The organism is Ruegeria sp. AG7, from assembly GCF_056541545.1.
The window spans coordinates 82,492-104,902 of record NZ_JBQFYP010000011.1 but is presented as its reverse complement, the minus strand read 5'-3'; the positions used below and the strand labels follow the sequence as shown (position 1 = coordinate 104,902).

Here is a 22,411-nt window from a genome sequence, read left to right as displayed (position 1 = left end):
CCCCTTCCCTCAATAGTCTTGCATGATGGGCGGTGGGATGAAATTGATCCACGCGATCCGTCGCCGCGCCCTTGAAACCCTCGGCATGCCGACCAAGATACAGAGACGTGATGTAAAGGAAGTTAACATATGTCCATGAAAAACCCCGCTGCTCTGGAGTTTTTGCAGTCGCGCCGGTCCCGACCCGCCAAGACACTGGTTGCCCCGGCTCCGACACGGGACGAGTTGCGCCCCCTGCTGACCGCAGCCGCACGCAGCCCCGATCACGGAAAACTGGAACCCTGGCGATTTATCGTTCTGGAACAGGGGGCCATGGCACGGTTGGCAACCCTGACCGAGGCCTGCGGGCAACGGCTGAACAAAAGTCCAGAAGACATTGCAAAAGCGCGCAGCCAGTTCGACATGGGGCATCTGGCCGTAGCCGTAATCGAAGTACAAAAACCGTCCGAGAAAATACCCGCAATCGAACAAACCTATTCTGCGGGCGCGGTCTGTCTGGCCCTGCTGAATGCCGCGCTGGCCGCGGGTTGGGGTGCAAACTGGCTGACAGGTTGGCAAACCCACGACCACGACTTCTGTGTCGACGCCTTTGGCCTTGCCAAGAACGAGCGTGTCGCCGGACTGATACACATCGCCACCGAAGGAACTGCCCCACCCGAACGCCCGCGGCCCGATGTGGCAGCCATAACGGAATGGATCACAGAATGATCATCCTGAACGCCTTTTTCAGCGCACTAAGCCAGATCGGAGATCCCAAGTTCCGTGCCGTTCTGCTGCGCGGTGTAGGTTTGACCATCCTGTTGCTGGGTCTTGCATGTGCCGGTGCGATCAGGTTGATCAACTGGTTGTCGGGCAGTGAAATCTCGCTGCCATTTGTCGGAGCTGTCCCGTGGCTGAACGACGTTCTGAACTATTCAGGTATCGTTCTCGTCCTGGTCCTGCCTGTTTTCCTGATGGTACCGGTGGCGTCAGCCATCACATCGATCTTTCTGGACGAAGTGGCGCAGGCGGTCGAGGACAAGCATTTTCCAGCCTTGCCACCTGCACGACGCATCCCGGTGTCGGAGGCCCTGATGGACGGCCTCAGCTTTCTTGGCGTGCTGATTGTAGCAAACCTGCTGGCGCTGATCCTCTATGCGATCTTCACCCCGTTTGCGCCCTTCATCTTCTGGGCCATGAACGGGTTCCTGTTGGGGCGGGAATACTTCACGCTGGCCGCCATACGCCGGATCGGGCGGGATGGCGCACGCCAACTGCGGGCCCGACATTCGACCACGATCTGGGTCGCCGGAACCCTGATGGCCATTCCGCTGTCTATACCGCTGTTGAATCTGGTGATCCCGATCCTTGGCGCGGCGACATTCACCCATATTTATCATGCTGTGTCAGGCCAAAAGGTCTGACACAGATTACCTCGGCTCCAGTTGGTTCAACCAGTCGAGGTCCCGCACTGAAATCACACCGGAAATGATGATCCCGGCAATGATCGCCCACAAAACCACAGCAATGGCGGTGGTGATCCACATCTTGGCTTTCATGTGATGGACTTCCGGCGCACCCGCATGGGTGCCCGGAACGATATCGTTCAGGTCACCCTGAGTTTTGATGCGAATGGGCAGCACCACAAGCAACGTCATGAACCAGATGACGGCGAACAGCACCAATGCAGCAGTAATGGTCACTTCAGGTCCCCCGGGTTTTGCGGATCATACCTGTTCCAGCTCGACAAGGCAGCCGTTGAAGTCCTTGGGATGCAGGAACAACACTGGTTTGCCATGTGCGCCGATCTTGGGCTCACCCGACCCTAGAACACGGGCGCCGGTCGCTTTCAAATGATCACGGGCGGCGATGATGTCGTCGACCTCATAGCATACGTGATGAATACCGCCTGCCGGGTTCTTTTCCAGAAACCCGTTGATCGGGCTGTCGTCGCCCAGCGGGTACAAAAGTTCGATCTTGGTGTTGGGCAGTTCGATGAACACAACCGTGACGCCATGATCCGGCTCGTCCTGCGGCGCGCCGACCTTGGCGCCCAGCGCATTGCGGTACTGCTCGGATGCCGCCTCAAGGTCGGGTACGGCGATGGCAACGTGGTTCAGACGTCCAATCATGTCACACTCCTGATGTCCTGCTTTGCGTGGGTTATGGGGGTTGCTCTGCAAAAGGACAAGTGCGCCAAATCGCGCGTTAACGTCGTGTTAGCCACAAGTTCCTAGCGTGAAGCATCTGCTGGATAGGAGAGCTGCCATAGACGATTCGGGCCTCATTGCCACCACCGCCGCCACGCCCACCGCAACGCGGCCCTTGCTGGGACAGACAATTCTGGTTGTTGAAGACAGCCGATATGCCTGCGACGCGATCCGCCTGATGTGCCTGCACAGCGGCGCACGCATCCGACGCGCTGACTGCCTGAAATCGGCACGGCGACACCTGCAGATCTATCGCCCGTCGGTCATTCTGGTCGATATGGGCCTGCCTGACGGATCCGGAGCTGACCTGATCGCCGAACTGGCCGACGCTTCACCACGGATCAGCGTGATCATGGGCCTGTCGGGCGACGACGCCACCGAAGGTCTGGCGCACGCAGCCGGGGCGGACGGATTTCTTTCCAAGCCAATAAAATCATTGTCTTATTTTCAGAAGTCCATTCTGGAGCGCCTGCCCGAGGATCGACAACCAAGCGGGCTCCACTCGGTTCGAGATGAAGTCATCCGCCCCGACCCGATGGCCTATCAGGACGATATGGCGCATATCGCCGATGTCCTTACCGGGCCCAACGATCATCGCACGTGGGATTACGCTGCCCAGTTCCTGCAAGGGGTCGCACGGGAAGCCGATGACAGACCGTTGGCAGAAGCCGCCCGAAAGCTGGCGCTGTCACGGGCGAACGGCGCACCGATCACGGCGCAGGCAGCGCAGGTCGCCGGCATGGTGCAGAACCGCCTGGAACAAAGAAAGGCGATTTGACGTGATTGCAGCCTACTTCATCACTGCAACGCTTCTGTGCATCTGGGCCTATCGCCAAACACGGCATGCTGCACGTTCAATTCGTGTCAACCGAGGTGATTTAAACAACCCGTTGGACTGACCCGCAAATACTCGCTGGCATCAAAATGAATCCGCCCGCTAAATGCGGGCGGCTGTTGTTCAGTCTTGCGGAATGAGGCGCAAACCCAGTTCCATCAGTTGATCTGACGTCGGGTCCGACGGCGCATGCATCATCAGGTCTTCGGCCCGCTGGTTCATCGGGAACATCATGACCTCGCGGATATTGGCCTCATCCGCCAACAGCATCACGATCCGGTCGATCCCTGCAGCGCAGCCACCGTGCGGCGGCGCACCGTAGTGGAAGGCGTTGAACAGGGCACCAAAGCGGGATTTCACTTCATCCTCGCCATAGCCCGCCAGTTCAAAGGCTTTCAGCATGATCTCCGGCTTGTGGTTCCGGATCGCACCCGACACCAGCTCGTATCCATTGCAAGCTAGGTCATACTGGTACCCGCGCACATCCAGCGGATTGCCCTGTAGCGCTTCCATGCCGCCCTGCGGCATCGAGAACGGGTTGTGCTCAAAGTCGATCGCGCCGGTTTCTTCGTCTTGCTCGTAGATCGGGAAATCAACAATCCAGGCAAAGGCAAAGCGGTCTTTCTCGGTCAGGCCAAGCTCGTCGCCGATCACATCGCGCGCCTTGCCTGCAACCTTTTCAAAGGCTTTCGGCTTGCCGCCCAGGAAAAACGCCGCATCGCCGACACCCAGACCCAATTGCTGACGGATAGCCTCGGTCCGCTCGGGGCCGATGTTCTTGGCCAGCGGTCCGGCGGCTTCGTGATCACCAAAGAAGGCTTGGAACAGGAGGTGCGCACGACGGAAGTTTTTCGCTTCCATCGCGCTTTTGATTTTCGCCATCGCCTCTTCTTGGGCAACCAACTTGGGTTCCAATTCTTTGACAATAGCGCCAGCAGCCGTAGACAAATCGTCATACGCCGGCCCCATGAAGTTACTTTTCTCCAATGCGTCCATCGCATCAGCTAGGGGCTTTAGAATTTCAATTGCTTTTTTAAACTCATTGGCATCGCTTCTTGGTCGCCAGAAAATATACCCCATACCGGGCAGACCCTCTTTCTGGGCAAAGGCGTTCATGCGGTCACAGAACTTGCGGCTGCCACCGGTTGGCGCGGGGATAGCGCGAATTTCGGTGCCTTCCTGTTCGAGCAGCTTTGCGAAAATCGCAAAACCAGACCCACGGAAGTGGTCAGAGACCACTTGCATTTTGATGGGATTCCGCAGGTCGGGCTTGTCCGTGCCGTACCACAGCGCCGAATCCTTGTAGGAAATCTGCGGCCAGTCCTGATCGACCTTGCGACCGCCACCGAACTCTTCGAACACACCGGTCAAAACGGGCTGGATCGTGTCGAACACGTCCTGCTGCTCGACAAAGGACATCTCGAGGTCAAGCTGGTAGAAATCGGTGGGCGAGCGGTCGGCGCGCGGGTCTTCGTCGCGAAAGCAAGGCGCAATCTGGAAATATTTGTCGAAACCCGACACCATGATCAGCTGCTTGAACTGCTGCGGGGCCTGCGGCAAGGCGTAGAACTTGCCCGGATGCAGGCGCGACGGCACCAGAAAGTCACGCGCGCCTTCGGGCGAGGATGCGGTGATGATCGGCGTCTGATACTCACGGAACCCCTGATCCCACATACGCTTGCGCATGGAGGCCACAACGTCCGAGCGCAGGGTCATGTTGCGCTGCATCGCCTCGCGCCGCAGGTCGAGGTAACGATAACGCAGGCGCGTTTCCTCGGGGTATTCCTGATCGCCGAACACCATCAGCGGCAGTTCCTCCGCAGCCCCCAGAACTTCCAGTTCGCGCACGTAAACCTCGATCTCGCCGGTGGGCAGTTTCGGGTTCACCAGTTCGGCGGCACGCGCCTTGACGGTTCCGTCGATGCGGATGCACCATTCGGAACGCACCTTTTCCAGCGCAGCAAAAGCGGCGCTGTCGCCATCGCACAAAACCTGTGTCACACCAAAATGATCGCGCAGGTCGATGAACAGGACGCCCCCGTGATCTCGGACCCGATGCACCCAACCGGACAGGCGAACGGTTTCACCGACATTGGCGGCGGTCAGTGCGGCGCAGGTGTGGCTGCGATAGGCGTGCATGGATCATATCCCTTCGGGCGCAGAATTCGTCGCGCCGATACACCCTGTCAGGCCCGGAAAGTCAAGGCGGGTCGCCCTGTCAAAACGGCCTTTGCACGTTGCCTGAGTAGAAATAGACACCCAGCCCGACCGCAAAGATGATATTGCCCGCAATTGCGTGCAGCAGCACCGCGTAGCAGAACGAACCGCGCTGCCTGTAGGCCCATGTAAACAGCAGCCCGCCCGCAAATGTCATGAGGGCGACAATCCAGCTCCAATACATCAGATGCGCGAACGAGAAGATGGCAGCATTCAGCACATAAGCCGCGCGCCCCTCTGGCAAGATCGCGTGATAACGATGGAAGAACAGTGGGCGGAACAGCACAACTTCGCGAAGCGACCAGTTGACCCAATCATAGCGCAGCTCGGCCCATTGAAAGCCTGGTGTCCAATGCAGCAGCAATATCCCCATCCCGGTCAGGGCAAACAGTGCCGGAAACATCCTGTTCATAGGAAACAAAACCGCGATGACCAGCGGCGGGACAATATTAAACAGGCCGAACTCAACCCTTAACCGCGGCAATGCAACCGGAGACCCGACCATCGCGCCGTCTTTGATCACGTGTCTGTCAGCTCCACCCGGATCAGCCCGCGCAGTGAATTGCCCATGTAGACAGTTTGCGCATTTTTCAGGTCGCTTAGGGTCAGCACGGCCTCGGACACTGTTTCTTTATCCAGCAACTCTTCGCGCAATATGCCAGGCAACAGACCGCTGGACAGCGCAGGCGTCAGAATACGGCCATCCCGCTTTTCGACGAAAAGGTTGCTGATGGTGCCCTCACACAGTTCATCAAGCTCATTCAGGAATAACACTTCGTCTATGCCATCCGTCAGCGCGGCGCGGGCATCGTCATATAGGGCGCGGCGGCTTGTCTTGTGACGCAGCCAAAGATCATTGGAAGCCAGCCGCTGATCAGACAGGGCTATGCGCCAGACCGGAGGGTTGCTGGCCAGAACCCCGGTCGTCAATTCGAATGCACCCGATGCATCCAACGTCAAACGACACCGCAAGGGGGTGTCGCCCAACGCGCCATCCAGCGCGGCGGTCGCTGCATCCGGGTTGAAGGGAAGGCCAAAGGCCGTAGCGGTTCGGGCCATGCGCGCAAGGTGACGGTCTTTTCGGACAAAGCCCCGATCTGGCCGAAACGCCAGCGTTTCGATCAGGCGGAAATCAGGCTCAGCTGGCGGGCGAAGCGGGCTTTCCATAGCGCCTCCTCATATTCTGCCGGGGCGGTACTGTCCCAGACAAGGCCCCCGCCCACGTTCAGGGTGGCCTGATCGCCTTCCAGCATCAGCGTACGAATGGCCACGTTGAACTCGGACCGGCCATCAGGCGCGGCCCAGCCGATGGTGCCACAATAGATGTCGCGCGGCCAGGGTTCCAGCCCGGCCAGAATTTCCATGGCGCGAATTTTGGGCGCGCCAGTGATCGAGCCGCAGGGAAACAACGCCATCAATATATCGCTGAGCCCTGCGCATTTGAGCAACTGGGCACGGACAAGTGAAACCATCTGATGCACGGTCGCATAGGTTTCCACCTTGAACAGTTCAGGTACATGAACGGAACCGGGCAGCGCGACACGGCTGATATCGTTGCGCAGCAGATCGACGATCATCAGGTTTTCCGCCCGGTTCTTTTCGTCCGTGGTCAGAAACGACCGGCGCCGCATATCCTCATCCGGGTCTTCGCTGCGCGGCTGGGTACCCTTCATCGGTCGTGTTTCGATCTTTCCATCCGTGTCCGTGCGGAAGAACAACTCCGGCGAGCGGCTGAGCAAATCGGGCAACCCGACCTGCTGCACCAGCGCGCCATGCCCAACGGGCTGCCCCGCTGCCAGTGCCGCATAAAGGGCTTCACTGCTGCCCGAGACGGTCAGATCAATCGGAAAGGTCAGGTTCGCCTGATAGATATCACCAGCACCGATGGCATCATGCACCACTTGAAAGGCTTCGCCATAACGCGCCTCATCCCAGCGCGGCTGAAACACGCGCACCTCGCCCGCAGGCGTCGGTAAAGCAACCCGATCCGGTGCGCCGTAAACCCCAAAGCACAGCAGGGGCAACCGACGCGCATCCGGCAAAAGATCGATCAGCCGGGGTTCAAGCACATATCCCAGTTCATAACTGGCATAGCCAGCCAGCCATGCCCCGTCCGCGCGCGCCTCATCCAGCGCCGCCAGAGCCTGGGGCACGTCCTCCGCAGTATCTGCGCGGATAATCCGAGACGGGCGCTGAAACCGGGTTCCGCGACCGGCTGGTCCCTGATCAAAACGAATACGCAACTGCATCCTCTTTTGCCGTGAAGGGCGATATAGAGAATACTCTGGCAGGGGAAAGGGGGGAAAGCGGCAATTTCGCTTCTGTTTCCGATACCCCTTGAACCTTTCTGCGTGGTCCCTATAACCCACGACAATTTGGGCGCTTGGGCGGTGCCCGCGACTCGTGCAAAATCGAAGGGGCCAGGCCATGCCGAAGAGAACCGACATCAAGTCGATCATGATCATCGGGGCGGGTCCCATTGTTATCGGTCAGGCTTGCGAGTTCGACTATTCCGGAGCGCAGGCCTGCAAAGCCCTGCGCGAAGAAGGTTACCGGGTTATTCTGGTCAACTCGAACCCGGCGACAATCATGACTGACCCCGGACTTGCCGATGCCACCTATATCGAGCCGATCACGCCCGAGGTCGTCGCCAAGATCATCGAAAAGGAACGCCCTGATGCCCTGCTGCCCACAATGGGCGGGCAAACCGGTCTGAACACCTCGCTCGCGCTGGAAGAGATGGGGGTGTTGGACAAGTTCGGTGTCGAGATGATCGGTGCCAAACGCGACGCCATCGAGATGGCCGAGGACCGCAAATTGTTCCGCGAGGCGATGGATCGGCTGGGGCTGGAAAACCCTAAAGCCACCATCGTGACCGCCCCCAAGAAGGCCGACGGCTCTGCCGATCTGGACGCAGGTGTCCAGATCGCTCTGGACGAGCTGGAGGAAATCGGCCTGCCTGCCATCATCCGCCCGGCCTTTACCTTGGGCGGCACAGGCGGCGGCGTGGCCTATAACCGCGAGGATTATATCCATTTCTGCCGCTCGGGCATGGATGCCTCGCCTGTCAACCAGATCCTCGTCGATGAAAGCCTGCTGGGCTGGAAAGAATACGAGATGGAAGTGGTGCGCGACACCGCCGACAACGCCATCATCGTCTGCTCCATCGAAAACGTCGACCCAATGGGCGTGCACACGGGTGACTCGATTACCGTGGCCCCTGCCCTGACCTTGACCGACAAGGAATACCAGATCATGCGCAACGGCTCGATCGCCGTCCTGCGCGAGATTGGAGTGGAAACCGGTGGCTCGAACGTGCAATGGGCGATCAACCCCGATGATGGCCGCATGGTTGTGATCGAAATGAACCCGCGCGTGTCGCGCTCTTCGGCGCTGGCCTCCAAGGCGACGGGTTTCCCGATTGCCAAGATCGCTGCGAAACTGGCCGTGGGCTACACGCTGGACGAGCTGGACAATGACATCACCAAGGTCACGCCTGCGTCGTTTGAACCTACCATCGACTATGTCGTCACCAAGATCCCGAAATTCGCGTTTGAGAAATTCCCCGGCTCTGAGCCTTATCTGACCACTGCAATGAAGTCGGTGGGTGAGGCGATGTCCATCGGCCGCACCATTCACGAATCCATGCAAAAGGCGCTGGCCTCGATGGAGTCCGGCCTGACCGGGTTTGATGAGATCGAAATTCCGGGGCTGAGCATCGGCCTGTGGGATGAGGTCGAAAGCAGCGACGACAAGGCACATGTCATCAAAGCGATCAGCAAGCAGACCCCCGACCGCCTGCGCACTATCGCACAAGCCATGCGTCATGGCCTGACCGACGACGAAATCTTCGGCGTTACCAAGTTTGACCCCTGGTTCCTGGCCCGCATCCGCGAGATCACCGAGGCAGAGCGCACTGTGCGCAAGGACGGTTTGCCAGTGACCGAAGAAGGCATACGAAAGCTCAAGATGCTGGGCTTTACCGATGCGCGTCTGGGCAATCTGTCTGGCCGCAGCGAAGATAACGTACGCCGCGCCCGCCACAATTTGGGCGTTACCGCGGTTTTCAAACGCATCGATACCTGCGCCGCCGAGTTCGAAGCGCAAACGCCCTATATGTACTCGACTTACGAAGCGCCGATGATGGGCGATGTCGAATGCGAGGCACGCCCAAGCGACCGCAAGAAGGTCGTTATTCTTGGTGGTGGTCCGAACCGGATCGGTCAGGGGATCGAGTTCGATTATTGCTGCTGCCACGCCTGCTATGCGCTGACCGAGGCCGGGTACGAGACCATCATGGTCAATTGCAACCCCGAGACGGTTTCGACCGACTATGACACATCGGACCGTCTGTATTTCGAACCGCTGACCTTTGAACACGTCATGGAAATCCTGACGAAGGAACAGGAAAACGGCACGCTGCACGGCGTGATCGTTCAGTTCGGTGGTCAAACACCGTTGAAGCTGGCCAACGCGCTTGAGGCAGAGGGTATTCCTATTCTGGGTACCACGCCGGACGCAATTGACCTGGCCGAAGACCGCGAACGGTTCCAGGCGCTGGTCAATGAACTGGGCCTGAAACAGCCCAGAAACGGCATTGCCTCGACCGACGAAAAGGCACTGGAGATTGCGGAAGTGATCGGTTTCCCGCTGGTCATTCGCCCCTCTTACGTTCTGGGCGGTCGTGCTATGGAAATCGTGCGCGACATGGATCAGCTGCGACGCTATATCAACGAGGCCGTTGTGGTCTCGGGCGACAGCCCCGTACTGCTGGACAGCTATCTGGCGGGCGCGGTCGAACTGGACGTAGACGCCCTGTGTGACGGCAACGATGTCCACGTCGCGGGCATCATGCAGCATATCGAAGAGGCGGGCGTCCACTCGGGCGATTCCGCCTGTTCGCTGCCGCCCTATTCACTGTCGAAAGAGATCATCGGGCAGATCAAGGATCAGGCGTTCAAGCTGGCCAAGGCGCTGAATGTCGTTGGCCTGATGAATGTGCAATTCGCGATCAAAGATGATGAGATCTATCTGATCGAAGTGAACCCGCGCGCGTCGCGCACCGTACCGTTTGTTGCCAAGGCCACCGACAGTGCGATTGCGTCGATTGCTGCACGCATCATGGCGGGCGAGAAGCTGGCCAACTTCCCGATGCGCCCTCCCTATCAGGAAGGCAAGGACACCAAGATCGCGGACCAGATGACGCTGGCGGATCCGGACATGCCGTGGTTCTCGGTAAAAGAAGCTGTCATGCCCTTCGCCCGTTTCCCCGGCGTTGACACCATCCTTGGCCCGGAAATGCGCTCGACCGGCGAGGTGATGGGCTGGGACCGTGACTTCCCACGTGCGTTCCTCAAGGCGCAGATGGGCGCGGGCATGGTGTTGCCGTCCTCTGGCCGTGCGTTCATTTCGATCAAGGATGCCGACAAGGGCAAAGCCATGCTGGAAGCGGCACAGGTTCTGGTTGACCAGGGCTTTACGCTTGTGGCCACGCGCGGCACCCAAAGCTGGCTGGACGAACAGGGTGTTGCCTGTGACGTTGTGAACAAGGTGTACGAAGGCCGCCCGGATGTTGTGGACATGCTGAAAGACGGTCAGGTGCAGCTGGTGATGAACACCACCGAAGGCGCGCAGGCGGTTGAGGACAGCAAGGCCATCCGCTCGATCGCGCTGTATGACAAGATCCCATATTTCACCACCGCAGCAGGTGCCAACGCCGCTGCACTGGCGATCAAGGCGCAGGCTGAAGGCGACGTCGAGGTGAAATCGCTACAGGGGTAAAGACCCCTGACCCAAACGAAAAAGCCCCAGAGGAAACTCTGGGGCTTTTCTTTATTTCCAATGCCTTACGCAAGCGATTCCGTCGTTTTCTTTCGTTCGTCACGGGCGAAAAACAACAGGTAAAACACCGGTGCCGCAACCATTGTCAGAACGGTGGCAAATGCCAGACCGCCCATGATCGTCACTGCCATCGAGACGAAGAACGCATCCGTCAGCAGCGGCGCCATGCCCAGAATGGTCGTGACAGCCGCCAGCATGACGGGCCGCAAACGCGACACGGATGCTTCGATGATTGCATCGCGCAGGGGCTTGCCGGTGGCGCGGACCAGATCGATTTCCTCAACCAGAACAATGCCGTTCTTGATCAGCATACCCGACAGGCTGAGCAGGCCCAGAAGTGCCGTAAAGGTGAAGGGCAGCCCTGTTCCCAGCAGGCCGATCACCACGCCGTTCACGGACATCGGCACCAGCAACCAGATGATGATCGGCTGGCGGATCGCGTTGAACAACAGGACCGAGATTAACACCATGATCAGCAGGCTCAGCGGCAATTGTCTGCCCAGGCTTGCCTGTGCTTTGCGCGAGTTTTCGAACTCTCCACCCCATTCCATCTTGTAGCCGGGTGGCAGATCGATGGCCTCGATGGCGTCGCGCACTTCGGCGTGGACCTGTGCCGCTGTCAGGTCGGGCGGGATGTCGGCGCCGACGGTGATGGTCAGAACCCGATCACGACGGTGAACCAACGTATTGAGCGATTTGTACTCGAATCCATCCACCATTTGTTCAATTGGTACAAACTTTTCCGACTGGTCCGAGTACACGACCTGATCGACAATCGAGTAATCTCCGTCCGCGGGTCGGCGCAGGATAATCGGGATCAGGCGGTCGCGCTCACGGAACACACCACCCGTGATGCCGTCGGTCGAGAATTGCAGAGTGGCGGCGATATTTTCGCGCGTGACACCTGCTGTCTGCGCCCGTTCTGTTGCATAGATCGGTTGCAGCGCCAGTTCCTGTTCGCGCCAGTCGTGATGAACCAGCAGCGCGTTCGGCGATGCGGCTGCCATGCGCTGCACCGCCTCATCGGCAAGCTGGCGCAGCACGACCGGGTCGCTGCCCGAGAAGCGGGCCTGAATCGGATCACCACCGCCGGGGCCAAAGACCAGACGCTTGGTACCGAACTCACCTTCGGGGAATTGGACAGACCCAAACGCTTCAAGATCTGCTTGCAGCGCCGGGATGTCGTCCAGGCTTGCTGTGCGGATGACCATGTGCCCATAGCTGGGGTTCGGCTTTTCGGCTGAATATGTCAGCATGAAACGGGTAGCCCCCTGGCCGACAAAGGTCGTGACCGAGACGACGTCGTCGCGTGCTGCCAGCCACTCTTCGAACACCGCCATGTCTTCGGCTGTTCGTGCAATCGGTGTGCCCTGCGGCAGTTTGTAGTGCACAAAGAACAAAGGCGTGTTGGAGTTGGGGAAGAACTGCTGTTTCATCAGCCCAAACCCGGCATAACACACCACGGTTACGCCGACGAGACCAGCAACAACCAGCCAGCGGAAGCGCAGCGCAAAGCGCAGAATCGCACCATAGATGCGGAACAGGAGGCCGCCATAAGCGTCGATCTCGCCTGCTTTGCCCTGTTTGAAGAAGTAATGCCCCAATAGCGGCGTGACGGTGATCGCTAAAACCCAGCTGAGCAACAGTGAAATGCCGATCACGGCGAACAGAGAGAACAGGAATTCTCCGGTTGCGTCAGGGCTGAGGCCAATGCCCGCAAAGGCCATGATGCCAATCACGGTCGCACCCAGCAGCGGGATCTGGGTTTTTGACGCCACATCCTCGGCCGCATCGCGCGAGGACTGGCCGCGCAGCATGGATATTTGCATCCCTTCGGCCACGACGATGGCGTTGTCCACCAGCATCCCCATGGCGATGATCAGGGCACCCAGTGAGATTCGCTCCATCTCGATTGAGAAGAGCGACATGAACAGAAGCGTGCCGACCACGGTCAGCAGCAAGGTCGAGCCAACGACAATGGCCGCGCGCCAGCCCATGAAGATGCCCAGCACGGCGACCACGATGGCCACCGACATGGCAAGGTTCACGAGAAAGTCGTTCGAGGCCTGCTCGACCACCACATGTTGCTGATAGATCGGCAGGATTTCGACACCGAAGGGAATGCTTGTGTTCAACTCCGCGAATTTGGCGTCAGCGCGTTTGCCAACCTCGACAATGTTTTCAGTGGCCAGACCCGCGATGCCCAAGGTGAAAGCCTCGATCCCGTTGTAGCGGATGATAATGTCGGGGTCGTTCTGACGGGCGCGATAGACATCGGACATGTCAAAGAGGTTGATCACCTGCCCTTGCGAACCGACAGACAGGCCCGCAATGGCCGACACGCTGTCCGACCCTTCAGCCGTCAGGATGGTGGTGCGGTCGTTATCAGAGCGCAAGGACCCTGAGGAATTGACCGAATCCGCATTGGCAATCGCCTGGTTGATTGCTTGCAGCGGGACATTCTGGTTCACCGAAATCGCCAGATCGGGTTCGACAAAGATCGCCTCGTCCGGCAGGCCCTGAACCTCGACATCCGCAACGCCGTCAACGGTCAGCAGTTCCCGCCGCAGGAAGGTTGCCAGTTCGTGCTTTTCAGCGTCCGAGAACCCTTGGGCGGTCACCGCATAGAACAGGCCGAACACGTCGCCGAACCCGTCATTCACAAACGGTTGGCCGACGCCCGATGGCAGGCCGCGCGCGGCGTCGCGCACCTTGGCCCTGAGCCGGGTCCAGATGGCGGGCAGTTCGGTGCCGTCGTATGTCGACTTGATCTCAACCTCGATCAGGGACCGTCCGGGTTGATTGACCGAGGTGATGACGTCCACCTCGCCCATCTGCTGTATGGCGGATTCCAGCGGTTCCGATACTTCCAGCGCCACCTGTTCGGCGGTGGCGCCCGGGTATTGCGTGATGACAACCGCGTTCTTGATTGTAAAGGCCGGGTCTTCCAGACGGCCAAGCGATGTGAACCCCCAGATGCCCCCAATGAGAGCAATGAGAATGACCAGCCATGTGTAAAGCGGCCGGTCGATTGAGGCGCGGGCGATGTTCATCTGTCAGCCCCTCAGTTCGCGAAACCGGCGAACCGGCGCACCGTCTGACCATCCGTCAGCACAGCGCCCCCGGCCACAACGACCTCATCCCCATCTGACAGGCCCGTCAGCACCCGGACTTCGCCGGTTTGCGTGGGCTCGATGGTCACTGGGACGCGGCGCACGGTGCCCTCATCCGCCCCTACCGGGGAAAACACCACGACGTTCAGCGCGCCGTTTGCGTCAGCGACTACGGCGGTCGCCGGGACGACGATGCCTGTGCGGTTGTCCTGCACCTGAACGTTGACGGTAACGGAAGAACCGGGAAAGATTTGCAGCCCCTTTGGCGGGGTCAGGCCAAACTGGATCCGGAAAGTTTGACCGACGCTGGAGGTTTCCGCGTCGAATTCACGGATTTCCAGCGGGAAGACTTCGTCACTGACCGGGAATTTCGCGGTGATGAAGAAGTCGTCATTCTGGCCAGAGCGTTGAAACAGGATCTCGGGCACATCGACCACGATGCGAAGTTCCGACATGTCGTGAATGCGGACGATGGGGGTGCCCGCCGAGACGGTCGTAAACGCCTCGACCGAGCGGCTGGAGACCAGCGCGTCAAACGGCGCGGTCAACGTGGCGTGTTCCAGTTCATATTCCGCGTCGCGCAGGGCGATTGCGGCCAGCTGCGCCTCGGTCTCGGCGTCGTCCACGGCCACCTGGCTGGCGGTTGTACCGCGCAGGCGCGACAGGCGGGCGACGGTGCGGTCGGCCTGTTCCTTTTGCAGCCGCGCCCGATCAAGGCGCAGCTCGAACGGTTCCTGATCCAGGCGGGCAATCAGACCATCCTTGGGAATCATGAAGCCTTCGTTGATGGGCATCTCGACAATCTGGCCGGCAACCTGAAAGGCAAGATCAACGGTCTGGCGCGCGGCGACGCGGCCAAAGAACTGCCGCGTGAAACCCGGCGCGGTTTCGCGCACCTGCATGAGTTTCACCGGTTTCGGGGTATCTTGAGCGGCAATCGGGGTTGCCAGAATGGCCAGTGCAAGGCCCAGAGAGGTCAGGAGTTTCATTTCTTCAATCCCTCGGGAATTCCCGTTTTCAATACGTTGTCGCGGATTTTGCGCGCCAGTCGCGCGAATTCGGCAGTTTCTTGTTCGTTTAGGCCCGAGGCCCTGTGAAACAGGTCCCCGGCGGCGGCGACCAGCATGTTGCGGGCCTCTTCGCCCTGCTCTGTCAGCACCAGCAACCAGGCCCGGCGGTCTTCGGGGTCACGCCGCCGCGTCAGGTAGCCCGCTTTTTCAAGGGCATCGGCTGTGGCGGTGATCGTTGACGGGACGCTTAACATATCAGCGGCCAGAACGCCCATGCGCTTGGGCTGATCCAGTTTGATCAGCATGTGGCATTCCGGGTGGCTCAGGTCTGTTTCGATACAGTCGAAGGTCTCTTCCAGTTTCCAGTACAGGGCATAGACGCCCATGATCGCCTGAATCTCGGGGCTGAGGCGGCCCAGTCTGGCGCTGATATCGTCTGGCATTGGGGGGTCTCCGCGCGGGTTACGGGGCGATATACTTCAATTTCTGAACTATTCAAGATATGAAACTGCGCCCCGGAACGAATTCCCTTAGGTCAACATATCTTGATCAAATCACGCCATGACTGCATTTTGGGCGAATCCGAAACATTCAGGACCCGCCATGTATACCCCCGCCATCACCGGTACCGGTGTCTTCACCCCGGAAAACGTCATCACCAACGCGGAGCTTGTTGAAGCGTTCAACGCCTATGCCGACAAGCAGAACGCGAAGAATGCCGAGGCCATCGCAGCCGGGCAGATGGAGGCGATGCAGCATTCCTCGGAAGAGTTCATCGTCAAGGCGTCGGGCATTCAGAACCGCTACGTGATGGACAAGGCCGGGGTGCTGAACCCGGACGTGATGCACCCGACGCTGCGCCAGCGCAACGATGACGAGCCCGGGATCATGACCGAGATGGCAGTGGATGCCTGCAAGAAGGCGCTGGCGCAGGCGGGGCGCACGGCGGCGGATGTCGATCTGGTGATCTGTGCGGCCTCGAACCACGAGCGCGCCTATCCGGCGATTGCAATCGAGATTCAGCAGGAACTGGGTATCGACGGGTTCGGCTTTGACATGAATGTCGCCTGTTCTTCGGCCACGTTCGGCATTCAGGCGGCGGCGGATATGGTGCGGTCCGGGTCGGTGCGCGCGGCGTTGGTGGTGAACCCTGAAATCTGCTCGGGCCATCTGGAGTGGCGCGACCGGGATTGTCACTTTATCTTTGGCGATGTGGCAACGGCAACGCTGATCGAGCGGATCGAAGACGCAAAAGGCCCGCATTTCGAAATCCTGTCGACCCGCTGTGCCACCGCCTTTTCCAACAATATCCGCAACAATAACGGTTTCCTGCGCCGGTCGCGCCCCGATGGTGTGATTGACCGCCGCGACATGCAGTTCATGCAGAACGGCCGGAAGGTGTTCAAGGAAGTGTTGCCGATGGTCAGCAAGCATATCAGCGACCATATGGAGGCCGAAGGGGTCAGCAATACCGACCTCAAACGCCTGTGGCTGCATCAGGCCAACAAGACGATGAACGACTTCATCGGCAAGAAGGTTCTGGGCCGCGAACCCGAAGCGGGCGAGCAACCCAATATCCTTCAGGATTATGCGAACACCTCATCCGCAGGGTCGATCATTGCGTTTTCGAAATACTCTGACGATCTGCAAGAGGGCGATCTGGGCCTGATCTGTTCTTTTGGGGCCGGGTATTCGGTTGGATCGGTGATCGTGAAGCGTCACGCCTGATCTGCATTCCGCAAAGCGCTGACGGCCTAGAGATCGGCCGCCAGCTGAAAAACCTGGAACGCGGCCCCTTCCCCACGATCAATCCGGCTGAGATAGGCGGGGGTTTCACCTTTTGCCAGTTGGGATTGCAGCCCGCGCCCCTGAGACGCCCAGTCCCAGAATTCGGCACGGGGCGCAGCGGTGCACAGCAGCACATAGCTTACACCCAGTGCAGCAAGACGCGGACCGGCCTGGGACGCATCCACACGCAAAACCGCGATCTGCGCCTGAATTCCGGCCCGGTTGCGGTGATAATTCCCAGCCAGAACCGAATGATCAGTATAGCGCAGCACCTCTGCCGCATAATCGAAATCGACCAGAACCATTCCGGCTGGCAGGTCTTGCAGGGTCGCGTAGGCCTCGGGCGCTTTGCAGGGGGCGCCGACGTTTTGCGAATCCCGCGCAACCTCGGCGACGGGTGCCGCAAGGGATGGGCGCGCAAACCGTCCCAGCTGTTTTTCCACGCTGCTACCGATCTTTGGCGAGACGCAGACGATAAAGCCTATCATAGCCAAGCCGGAGAGCGTGCGGCCATGGGTTCTGTAACTGACGTAAAGGGCCCGCAGCATCTGAGCCTGAACAGCCACGAGGGACACGCCCAGAAACGTCATCATCCGGGACTGGTACAGAAACATGGAAAACCCGGTCACAATCAGCGCCAGAAACAGGAGGTAATCCATTTTGTCTTGTGACTGGCGGGCAAAGATCAAGGCCGCCACCGCCGTGATGACAGACATGGCGATCAGGGCCGCAGCCTCGCCCAGATGCCGTTCCAGAACGACGGTGATATTCTGTGCTTCAGCGACCTGGCTGAGCCAGAAGTCGCGCATGTCCTGAGGCAGATCCGCAATCGGGTTTTCAAGGCAGTGGGGTGCAAATGCGTAAGCACAGCCAAGTGTTACAGCGCCTATCACAAGACACGCGCCGATACGCCCCCAATAGGACCAGCCCGACCCGACCCAGGCTGCTGCACACAGGCACAGGGCCGCGATCCCGGCCGGCAGGGCCACACTGATCGTCAGGGCATCGCAGCTTGGAAACAAAAAGCCCTGACGTCCCGTTGTTGCAACGCTGGCCAGCAACAGGGTCAGCGCCAGCCCGGCTCCAAACACCATGGTGTTGCGGCGGGCGGCTGTGCCGGTCACGATCCAGTCAATCGCAAGGAACACCGCGATAACCGCGATCTGCACGATCGATTCGGTGCCGACGGACACCGAAAGGGCGAGGCAGGCACCCAGCCACCCCGCAGCAGAGGGTTTGGCCTTGCGCAGGACAAAGAACATGAGGGCCGCTGCAAACAGCAGAATCTGAACATTGTGGTGGTCAAACGAGAAATAGTCGAACTTCCGATAATGTTCGAGCGTCAGCACGCCGACCACCAGTGCCGAAACCGCGCCATTGCGCCCGCCCAAAGCTCCACCGGTGACAGCAAAGGCCCACAGGGTCAGCCCCGCCAGCAGCACCGGCCAGACAAACGCAGTCACTTGCAAGGCGCTGTCGGGTGGCACGACCATCGCGGACAGTGTGTAGAGCCCGGCAATCGGCGCATCGACAAGCCGGGACCAGTGCATCAGCGTGCCGTCACCCGGCCCCAGCCGATGCTGATAGGCGTCAAACCAGCCCTGCCCCGCCAGCAGGTCCTGCACCATGACCCAGCGCATCGCGTCATCGGGGCCTTCCTGATAAGCACCAAACAGCACCGTGGCCAGAAAAAGCGTATAGACAAACAGGAACGACCGCCAAACCATATGGTCTGCGAGAACGCTGTAATTTCCCTGCATTTTCTGCATGGTTTACTGCCCTTGACGATCTTGCCTGCGCCGCAGCTTATCGGAAAGACGTGACTGAATTGAGGCACAGGGTCCGGTTGGTGATCATTCCACAAAGCGCACGACATCTGCTGCAATCCGGGCAGGCGGAATTTGGCCGGTTACGGACCGCGGTCAAGCCTAGCTGACGCTTTCTTCTTCCAGGTGCAGTTTCATTTCAATCAGGACCTGCTGAAGCAAACTGGTTTCTTTCAGCAGCCTTTTTGCTTCGTTCACCGTGATGATGCCATCTTCGATTGCGGACTGATATTCAGTCATCAGCATTGCAAACCGCTGGCTGAGCGCGATGACATCCGAATTCACCCCGCCTGTGCGAGGATCCTCGGTGTTGCGTTCGCTGTAGGACAAGGTGATGTTTTTCAGATCCGCCAGCGCGGATGTCACATGCGGATAAGTTGCTGCGTTTTCAAGCCGAGCCACTGCATCCACGGGCATGAACCTGTCCGCGTGTTCGGCATTGTCCGAATAATACCGGCCCAGGGTCGCCTTGGATTTTCCGGTGATTTCACAAGCAGCTTCTATTCCGACATCTTTGACCAGCGCTTCTGTGTGTTTCTTCAGATAGGCCCCGATATCTGCCATTGATTTACCTTTATTACCTGCAAACGCCCGCCCGGTGTCCAAACCGGGGAAAGCGTCGGGAAATTTCCCATACCTGAGTCATAATTGAAATGTCATACATTGACTATCCCTCAGATAAGCGGGGGATTTTGTGAGTGAGTGGCGGCAGTTCAAGCCGGTAAAGAGTGATTGCAGGGCGGTATTGTTGGGCCTTGCTTTGTTTTGGCCACATGTTGGCCGACGGCGTCGCTGTTGCAGACGCGGGGGTTCCATCCCCTACGAGCCCAGCTCGGCCTCTGCACACGCAACGGCGACGTCGCTTCTTACGACCGATTGCTCTCTTGTTCCTTTTCGTCGGGCGTTTTAGACCCACGCCATGGCAAAGCTGTATTTCAACTATTCCACCATGAACGCGGGCAAGTCGACCGTGTTGCTACAGGCGTCGCACAACTATCGCGAGCGCGGGATGCAGACCTATCTGATGACCGCCGCCCTTGACGGGCGGGCGGGTGCGGGGCGGATTGCATCGCGCATCGGCATATCGGAGCAGGCTGACACGTTCACACCCGAAGATGATGTCTTCGCCATGATCCGATCCCGGCTGGACAATGGTATGGTAGCCTGCGTTTTCATTGATGAGGCGCAATTCCTGTCCGAGGCCCAGGTCTGGCAACTGGCCCGTGCGGTGGACGATCTGGATGTGCCGGTGCTGGCCTATGGGCTGCGCGTGGATTTTCAGGGCAAGCTGTTCCCCGGCTCTGCCGCCCTGCTGGCCCTTGCCGACGAAATGCGCGAGGTGCGCACGATCTGTGAATGCGGCCGCAAGGCCACGATGGTGATTCGTCGCGACGAGACCGGCAAGGCCATCACTGAAGGGGCGCAGGTGCAGATCGGCGGGAACGAGACCTATGTCTCGCTCTGCCGCAAACACTGGCGCGAGGCGGTGGGCGACTAGACCGGGTTGGGCAGCGCCCTGCCCGCGACAAAGGCCGCCACGTTATCCAGCGCCATGTGCCCCATGCTGCTGCGCACCTCTTCGGTGGCGGTGCCCAGATGGGGCAGCAGGGTTACGTTTTCCATATCGCACAGGGCTAGTGGCACTTTGGGTTCGAATTCGTAGACGTCCAGCCCCGCCCCCGCGATCTGACCGGTTTGCAGCGCCGTGATCAGCGCGGCCTCGTCCACCACCTCGCCACGGGCGATGTTGACCAGAATGGCCGAGGGGTTCATCGCCTCAAGAATCTGCGCATTGATCAGGTGGCGGGTTTCCGCACCACCGGGAACCGCAAGCACAAGGAAATCGACCGAGGCGGCGAGTGTTTCAAGATCAGGTGTGAATTCCGCCGGGAAATCCAGATCTTTTGGATTGCGGGACTGATAGGCCACCTGCATGGCAAACCCGAAATGACAGCGGCGCGCGATGGCCTGCCCGATGCGGCCCATACCGACGATGCCCACGCGCTTGCCGGTCACGTGATGGCCCAGCATCTGCGTCGGGTGCCAGCCCAGCCACTGACCGGACCGCACCAGCCGCTCACCCTCACCGGCGCGCCGGGCTGTGGTCAGCAGCAGGGTCATGGCGATATCGGCCGTGGCATCGGTGACGGCGCCGGGGGTATTGGTTACGTCAATCCCGGCCGCGCGTGCCGCATCCACGTCGATATGGTTGAAGCCAACACCGAAATTGGCCAGCAGCTTGCAGCGCGGCGGACCGGCTTCTGCAAAGATCTGCGCCGAAAACTGATCACCCAGCGTCGGAACGACCACGTCGTAATCGGCCAGAGCGGCCAGCATCTCCTGCCGTGACATGGGCAGGGTGTTTTCCCGGATGGTTACATCGAAATCGGCGCGGGCGCGCGATTCGACTGCCGGTGTCATCGGACGCGTGATCAGCAGTTTCATCAGTGCATCCGCCCGCCGGTTGGAACCTTGCCGTCAGGGCCGATCAAAACGATCTCACCGCTGTCATCGGGAAGACCCAGCACCAGAACCTCGGACATGAACTTGCCGATCTGGCGCGGAGGGAAGTTGACGACAGCCATGACCTGTTTGCCAACCAGAGTGGCCGGATCGTAATGCGCGGTGATCTGGGCCGAGGTCTTGCGCTCGCCGATCTCGTCGCCAAAGTCGATCCACATCTTGATCGCGGGTTTGCGGGCCTCGGGATAGGGTTCGGCGCGGATCACCTCGCCCACGCGAATATCGACCTTGAGAAAGTCGTCGAACGAAATTTCATTCACGCGAGAGCTCCTTGGATCGGTCGGTTGCGGCCTTGACGGCACGGTGCAGCAGGTCAGGAAAGCCGGTTTCCTGATGCATCAGAACCTCAAGCGCGGCCTGTGTGGTACCGTTCGGAGAGGTCACGTTGATGCGCAGCTGCGCGGGGTCTTCGTCGGACGCCATGGCCAGTGCCCCGGCACCGGCCACAGTGGACTTGGCCAGTTTCATCGCAAGCTCGGCAGGCAGGCCATGCGCCTCGCCCGCTGCGGCCAGGGTTTCGATCAGATGGAACACGTAGGCCGGGCCGGACCCGCTGAGCCCGGTGACGGCGTCCATCTGTGCCTCATCCTCTAGGCGAACGGTCTGGCCCACTGCCGCCAGCAGGTTTTCGGCCTGTTCCATATCGGTCTCGGAGGCGTGTGCGTTGCCGATCAGTGCCGTGATGCCCTGACGGATAGCGGCGGGTGTGTTGGGCATTGCGCGAATGATCGGGGTGTCTTGGCCCAGAACGGATTCGAAGGTGGCAATCGAGGTGCCAGCCGCAACGGAAATGAACAGGCTGGACCCGCCGCCCAGCGCCTGAATGGCAGGCAGGGCTTCGCCCATCATCTGCGGTTTGACCGCAACCAGCACCACGGCGGGGGATTCGGGCAAGGGTGCGTTGATATTGACGCCCTGCGCCTTCAGCCAATCTGACGGGTAGGGATCGATGACCCAAACGGAAGCTGGCGGAAGGCCGTGTTCCAGCCATCCCGCCAGCATTGCGGACCCCATCTTTCCGCACCCCAGAAGCACAAGCCCCTGTTCGGCCACGCGCGTCATGTCCATT

General features: G+C 59.6%; 20 protein-coding genes. 6 read left to right on the top strand and 14 right to left on the bottom strand.

The window, feature by feature from the left end; genetic code table 11:
* Positions 1–129: 129 nt before the first annotated feature.
* A complete protein-coding gene (locus ACR0BF_RS14895) occupies positions 130–708 on the top strand; it encodes a nitroreductase family protein (protein ID WP_480622132.1) in 579 nt (192 codons plus the stop codon).
* Entirely contained in the window at positions 705–1,403 is a 699-nt protein-coding gene (locus tag ACR0BF_RS14890; protein ID WP_480625209.1) for an EI24 domain-containing protein, read from the top strand. Before ACR0BF_RS14895 ends, ACR0BF_RS14890 begins: the two co-directional genes overlap by 4 nt.
* 6 nt (positions 1,404–1,409) lie before the next feature.
* Here ACR0BF_RS14890 and ACR0BF_RS14885 read toward each other — a convergent pair whose 3' ends face one another.
* Together ACR0BF_RS14885 and mce are read right to left on the bottom strand one after the other, a co-directional pair.
* Positions 1,410–1,682, bottom strand: coding sequence for a DUF1467 family protein (locus tag ACR0BF_RS14885; protein ID WP_480519116.1), 273 nt, complete (start codon positions 1,680–1,682; stop codon positions 1,410–1,412).
* A 24-nt stretch (positions 1,683–1,706) separates the two neighbouring features.
* On the bottom strand, positions 1,707–2,111 hold the full coding sequence (gene mce, locus ACR0BF_RS14880) for a methylmalonyl-CoA epimerase (protein WP_480519118.1): 405 nt from the start codon (positions 2,109–2,111) through the stop codon (positions 1,707–1,709).
* 136 nt (positions 2,112–2,247) lie between these two features.
* Between mce and ACR0BF_RS14875 the strand changes: the two genes are divergently transcribed.
* Entirely contained in the window at positions 2,248–2,967 is a 720-nt protein-coding gene (locus tag ACR0BF_RS14875; RefSeq protein WP_480605340.1) for a response regulator, read from the top strand.
* Between the two features lie 180 nt (positions 2,968–3,147).
* Here the strand turns inward: ACR0BF_RS14875 and aspS are convergent, their stop codons facing one another.
* The 4 genes from aspS to ACR0BF_RS14855 form a co-directional block, all read right to left on the bottom strand.
* Positions 3,148–5,163: an aspartate--tRNA ligase gene (aspS, locus tag ACR0BF_RS14870; RefSeq protein ID WP_480625208.1), complete on the bottom strand. Its 2,016-nt coding sequence runs from the start codon at positions 5,161–5,163 to the stop codon at positions 3,148–3,150.
* Positions 5,164–5,242: 79 nt separating this feature from the next.
* Complete coding sequence (locus tag ACR0BF_RS14865; RefSeq protein ID WP_480625207.1) at positions 5,243–5,764, bottom strand: CPBP family intramembrane glutamic endopeptidase; 522 nt, start codon at positions 5,762–5,764, stop codon at positions 5,243–5,245.
* Positions 5,761–6,408, bottom strand: a complete 648-nt coding sequence (locus ACR0BF_RS14860; protein WP_480625206.1) for an aminotransferase class IV family protein — start codon at positions 6,406–6,408, stop codon at positions 5,761–5,763. Before ACR0BF_RS14860 ends, ACR0BF_RS14865 begins: the two co-directional genes overlap by 4 nt.
* A complete protein-coding gene (locus ACR0BF_RS14855; protein WP_480625205.1) occupies positions 6,363–7,490 on the bottom strand; it encodes an aminodeoxychorismate synthase component I in 1,128 nt (375 codons plus the stop codon). The genes ACR0BF_RS14860 and ACR0BF_RS14855 overlap by 46 nt, the downstream gene beginning before the upstream one ends.
* A gap of 178 nt (positions 7,491–7,668) precedes the next feature.
* On the opposite strand from ACR0BF_RS14855, the gene carB reads away from it, so the two are divergent.
* Positions 7,669–11,022, top strand: a complete 3,354-nt coding sequence (gene carB, locus ACR0BF_RS14850) for a carbamoyl-phosphate synthase large subunit (protein WP_480625204.1) — start codon at positions 7,669–7,671, stop codon at positions 11,020–11,022.
* 65 nt (positions 11,023–11,087) lie between these two features.
* Here the strand turns inward: carB and ACR0BF_RS14845 are convergent, their stop codons facing one another.
* Genes ACR0BF_RS14845 through ACR0BF_RS14835 form a run of 3 tightly spaced genes read right to left on the bottom strand, consistent with a single transcriptional unit; the run spans position 11,088 to position 15,648 of the window.
* The gene (locus tag ACR0BF_RS14845) at positions 11,088–14,135 is read right to left on the bottom strand and encodes an efflux RND transporter permease subunit (RefSeq protein WP_480625203.1); all 3,048 of its coding nucleotides are present in this window, start codon (positions 14,133–14,135) and stop codon (positions 11,088–11,090) included.
* A gap of 11 nt (positions 14,136–14,146) precedes the next feature.
* Positions 14,147–15,184: an efflux RND transporter periplasmic adaptor subunit gene (locus tag ACR0BF_RS14840; protein WP_480493636.1), complete on the bottom strand. Its 1,038-nt coding sequence runs from the start codon at positions 15,182–15,184 to the stop codon at positions 14,147–14,149.
* Positions 15,181–15,648 carry a MarR family winged helix-turn-helix transcriptional regulator gene (locus tag ACR0BF_RS14835; protein ID WP_480487592.1) on the bottom strand — a complete coding sequence of 156 codons (468 nt, stop codon included), beginning with the start codon at positions 15,646–15,648 and terminating at the stop codon, positions 15,181–15,183. Before ACR0BF_RS14835 ends, ACR0BF_RS14840 begins: the two co-directional genes overlap by 4 nt.
* A gap of 160 nt (positions 15,649–15,808) precedes the next feature.
* Between ACR0BF_RS14835 and ACR0BF_RS14830 the strand changes: the two genes are divergently transcribed.
* A complete protein-coding gene (locus ACR0BF_RS14830) occupies positions 15,809–16,933 on the top strand; it encodes a beta-ketoacyl-ACP synthase III (protein WP_480493634.1) in 1,125 nt (374 codons plus the stop codon).
* 26 nt (positions 16,934–16,959) lie between these two features.
* On the opposite strand, the gene ACR0BF_RS14825 is transcribed toward ACR0BF_RS14830, so the two are convergent.
* Complete coding sequence (locus ACR0BF_RS14825; RefSeq protein WP_480625202.1) at positions 16,960–18,762, bottom strand: hypothetical protein; 1,803 nt, start codon at positions 18,760–18,762, stop codon at positions 16,960–16,962.
* Between the two features lie 159 nt (positions 18,763–18,921).
* Positions 18,922–19,383, bottom strand: coding sequence for a hypothetical protein (locus ACR0BF_RS14820; protein WP_480475505.1), 462 nt, complete (start codon positions 19,381–19,383; stop codon positions 18,922–18,924).
* 355 nt (positions 19,384–19,738) lie between these two features.
* Between ACR0BF_RS14820 and ACR0BF_RS14815 the strand changes: the two genes are divergently transcribed.
* Positions 19,739–20,317 carry a thymidine kinase gene (locus ACR0BF_RS14815; RefSeq protein ID WP_480565354.1) on the top strand — a complete coding sequence of 193 codons (579 nt, stop codon included), beginning with the start codon at positions 19,739–19,741 and terminating at the stop codon, positions 20,315–20,317.
* On the opposite strand, the gene ACR0BF_RS14810 is transcribed toward ACR0BF_RS14815, so the two are convergent.
* Genes ACR0BF_RS14810 through proC form a run of 3 tightly spaced genes read right to left on the bottom strand, consistent with a single transcriptional unit; the run spans position 20,314 to position 22,410 of the window.
* Positions 20,314–21,264: a 2-hydroxyacid dehydrogenase gene (locus tag ACR0BF_RS14810; RefSeq protein WP_480625201.1), complete on the bottom strand. Its 951-nt coding sequence runs from the start codon at positions 21,262–21,264 to the stop codon at positions 20,314–20,316. The genes ACR0BF_RS14815 and ACR0BF_RS14810 overlap by 4 nt on opposite strands.
* Complete coding sequence (locus ACR0BF_RS14805) at positions 21,264–21,602, bottom strand: tRNA-binding protein (protein WP_480475499.1); 339 nt, start codon at positions 21,600–21,602, stop codon at positions 21,264–21,266. The genes ACR0BF_RS14810 and ACR0BF_RS14805 overlap by 1 nt, the downstream gene beginning before the upstream one ends.
* Positions 21,595–22,410 (bottom strand): pyrroline-5-carboxylate reductase, encoded by an 816-nt coding sequence (gene proC, locus ACR0BF_RS14800; RefSeq protein WP_480539316.1) that lies wholly within the window; start codon positions 22,408–22,410, stop codon positions 21,595–21,597. The genes ACR0BF_RS14805 and proC overlap by 8 nt, the downstream gene beginning before the upstream one ends.
* Between the last annotated feature and the right edge of the window lies 1 nt (position 22,411).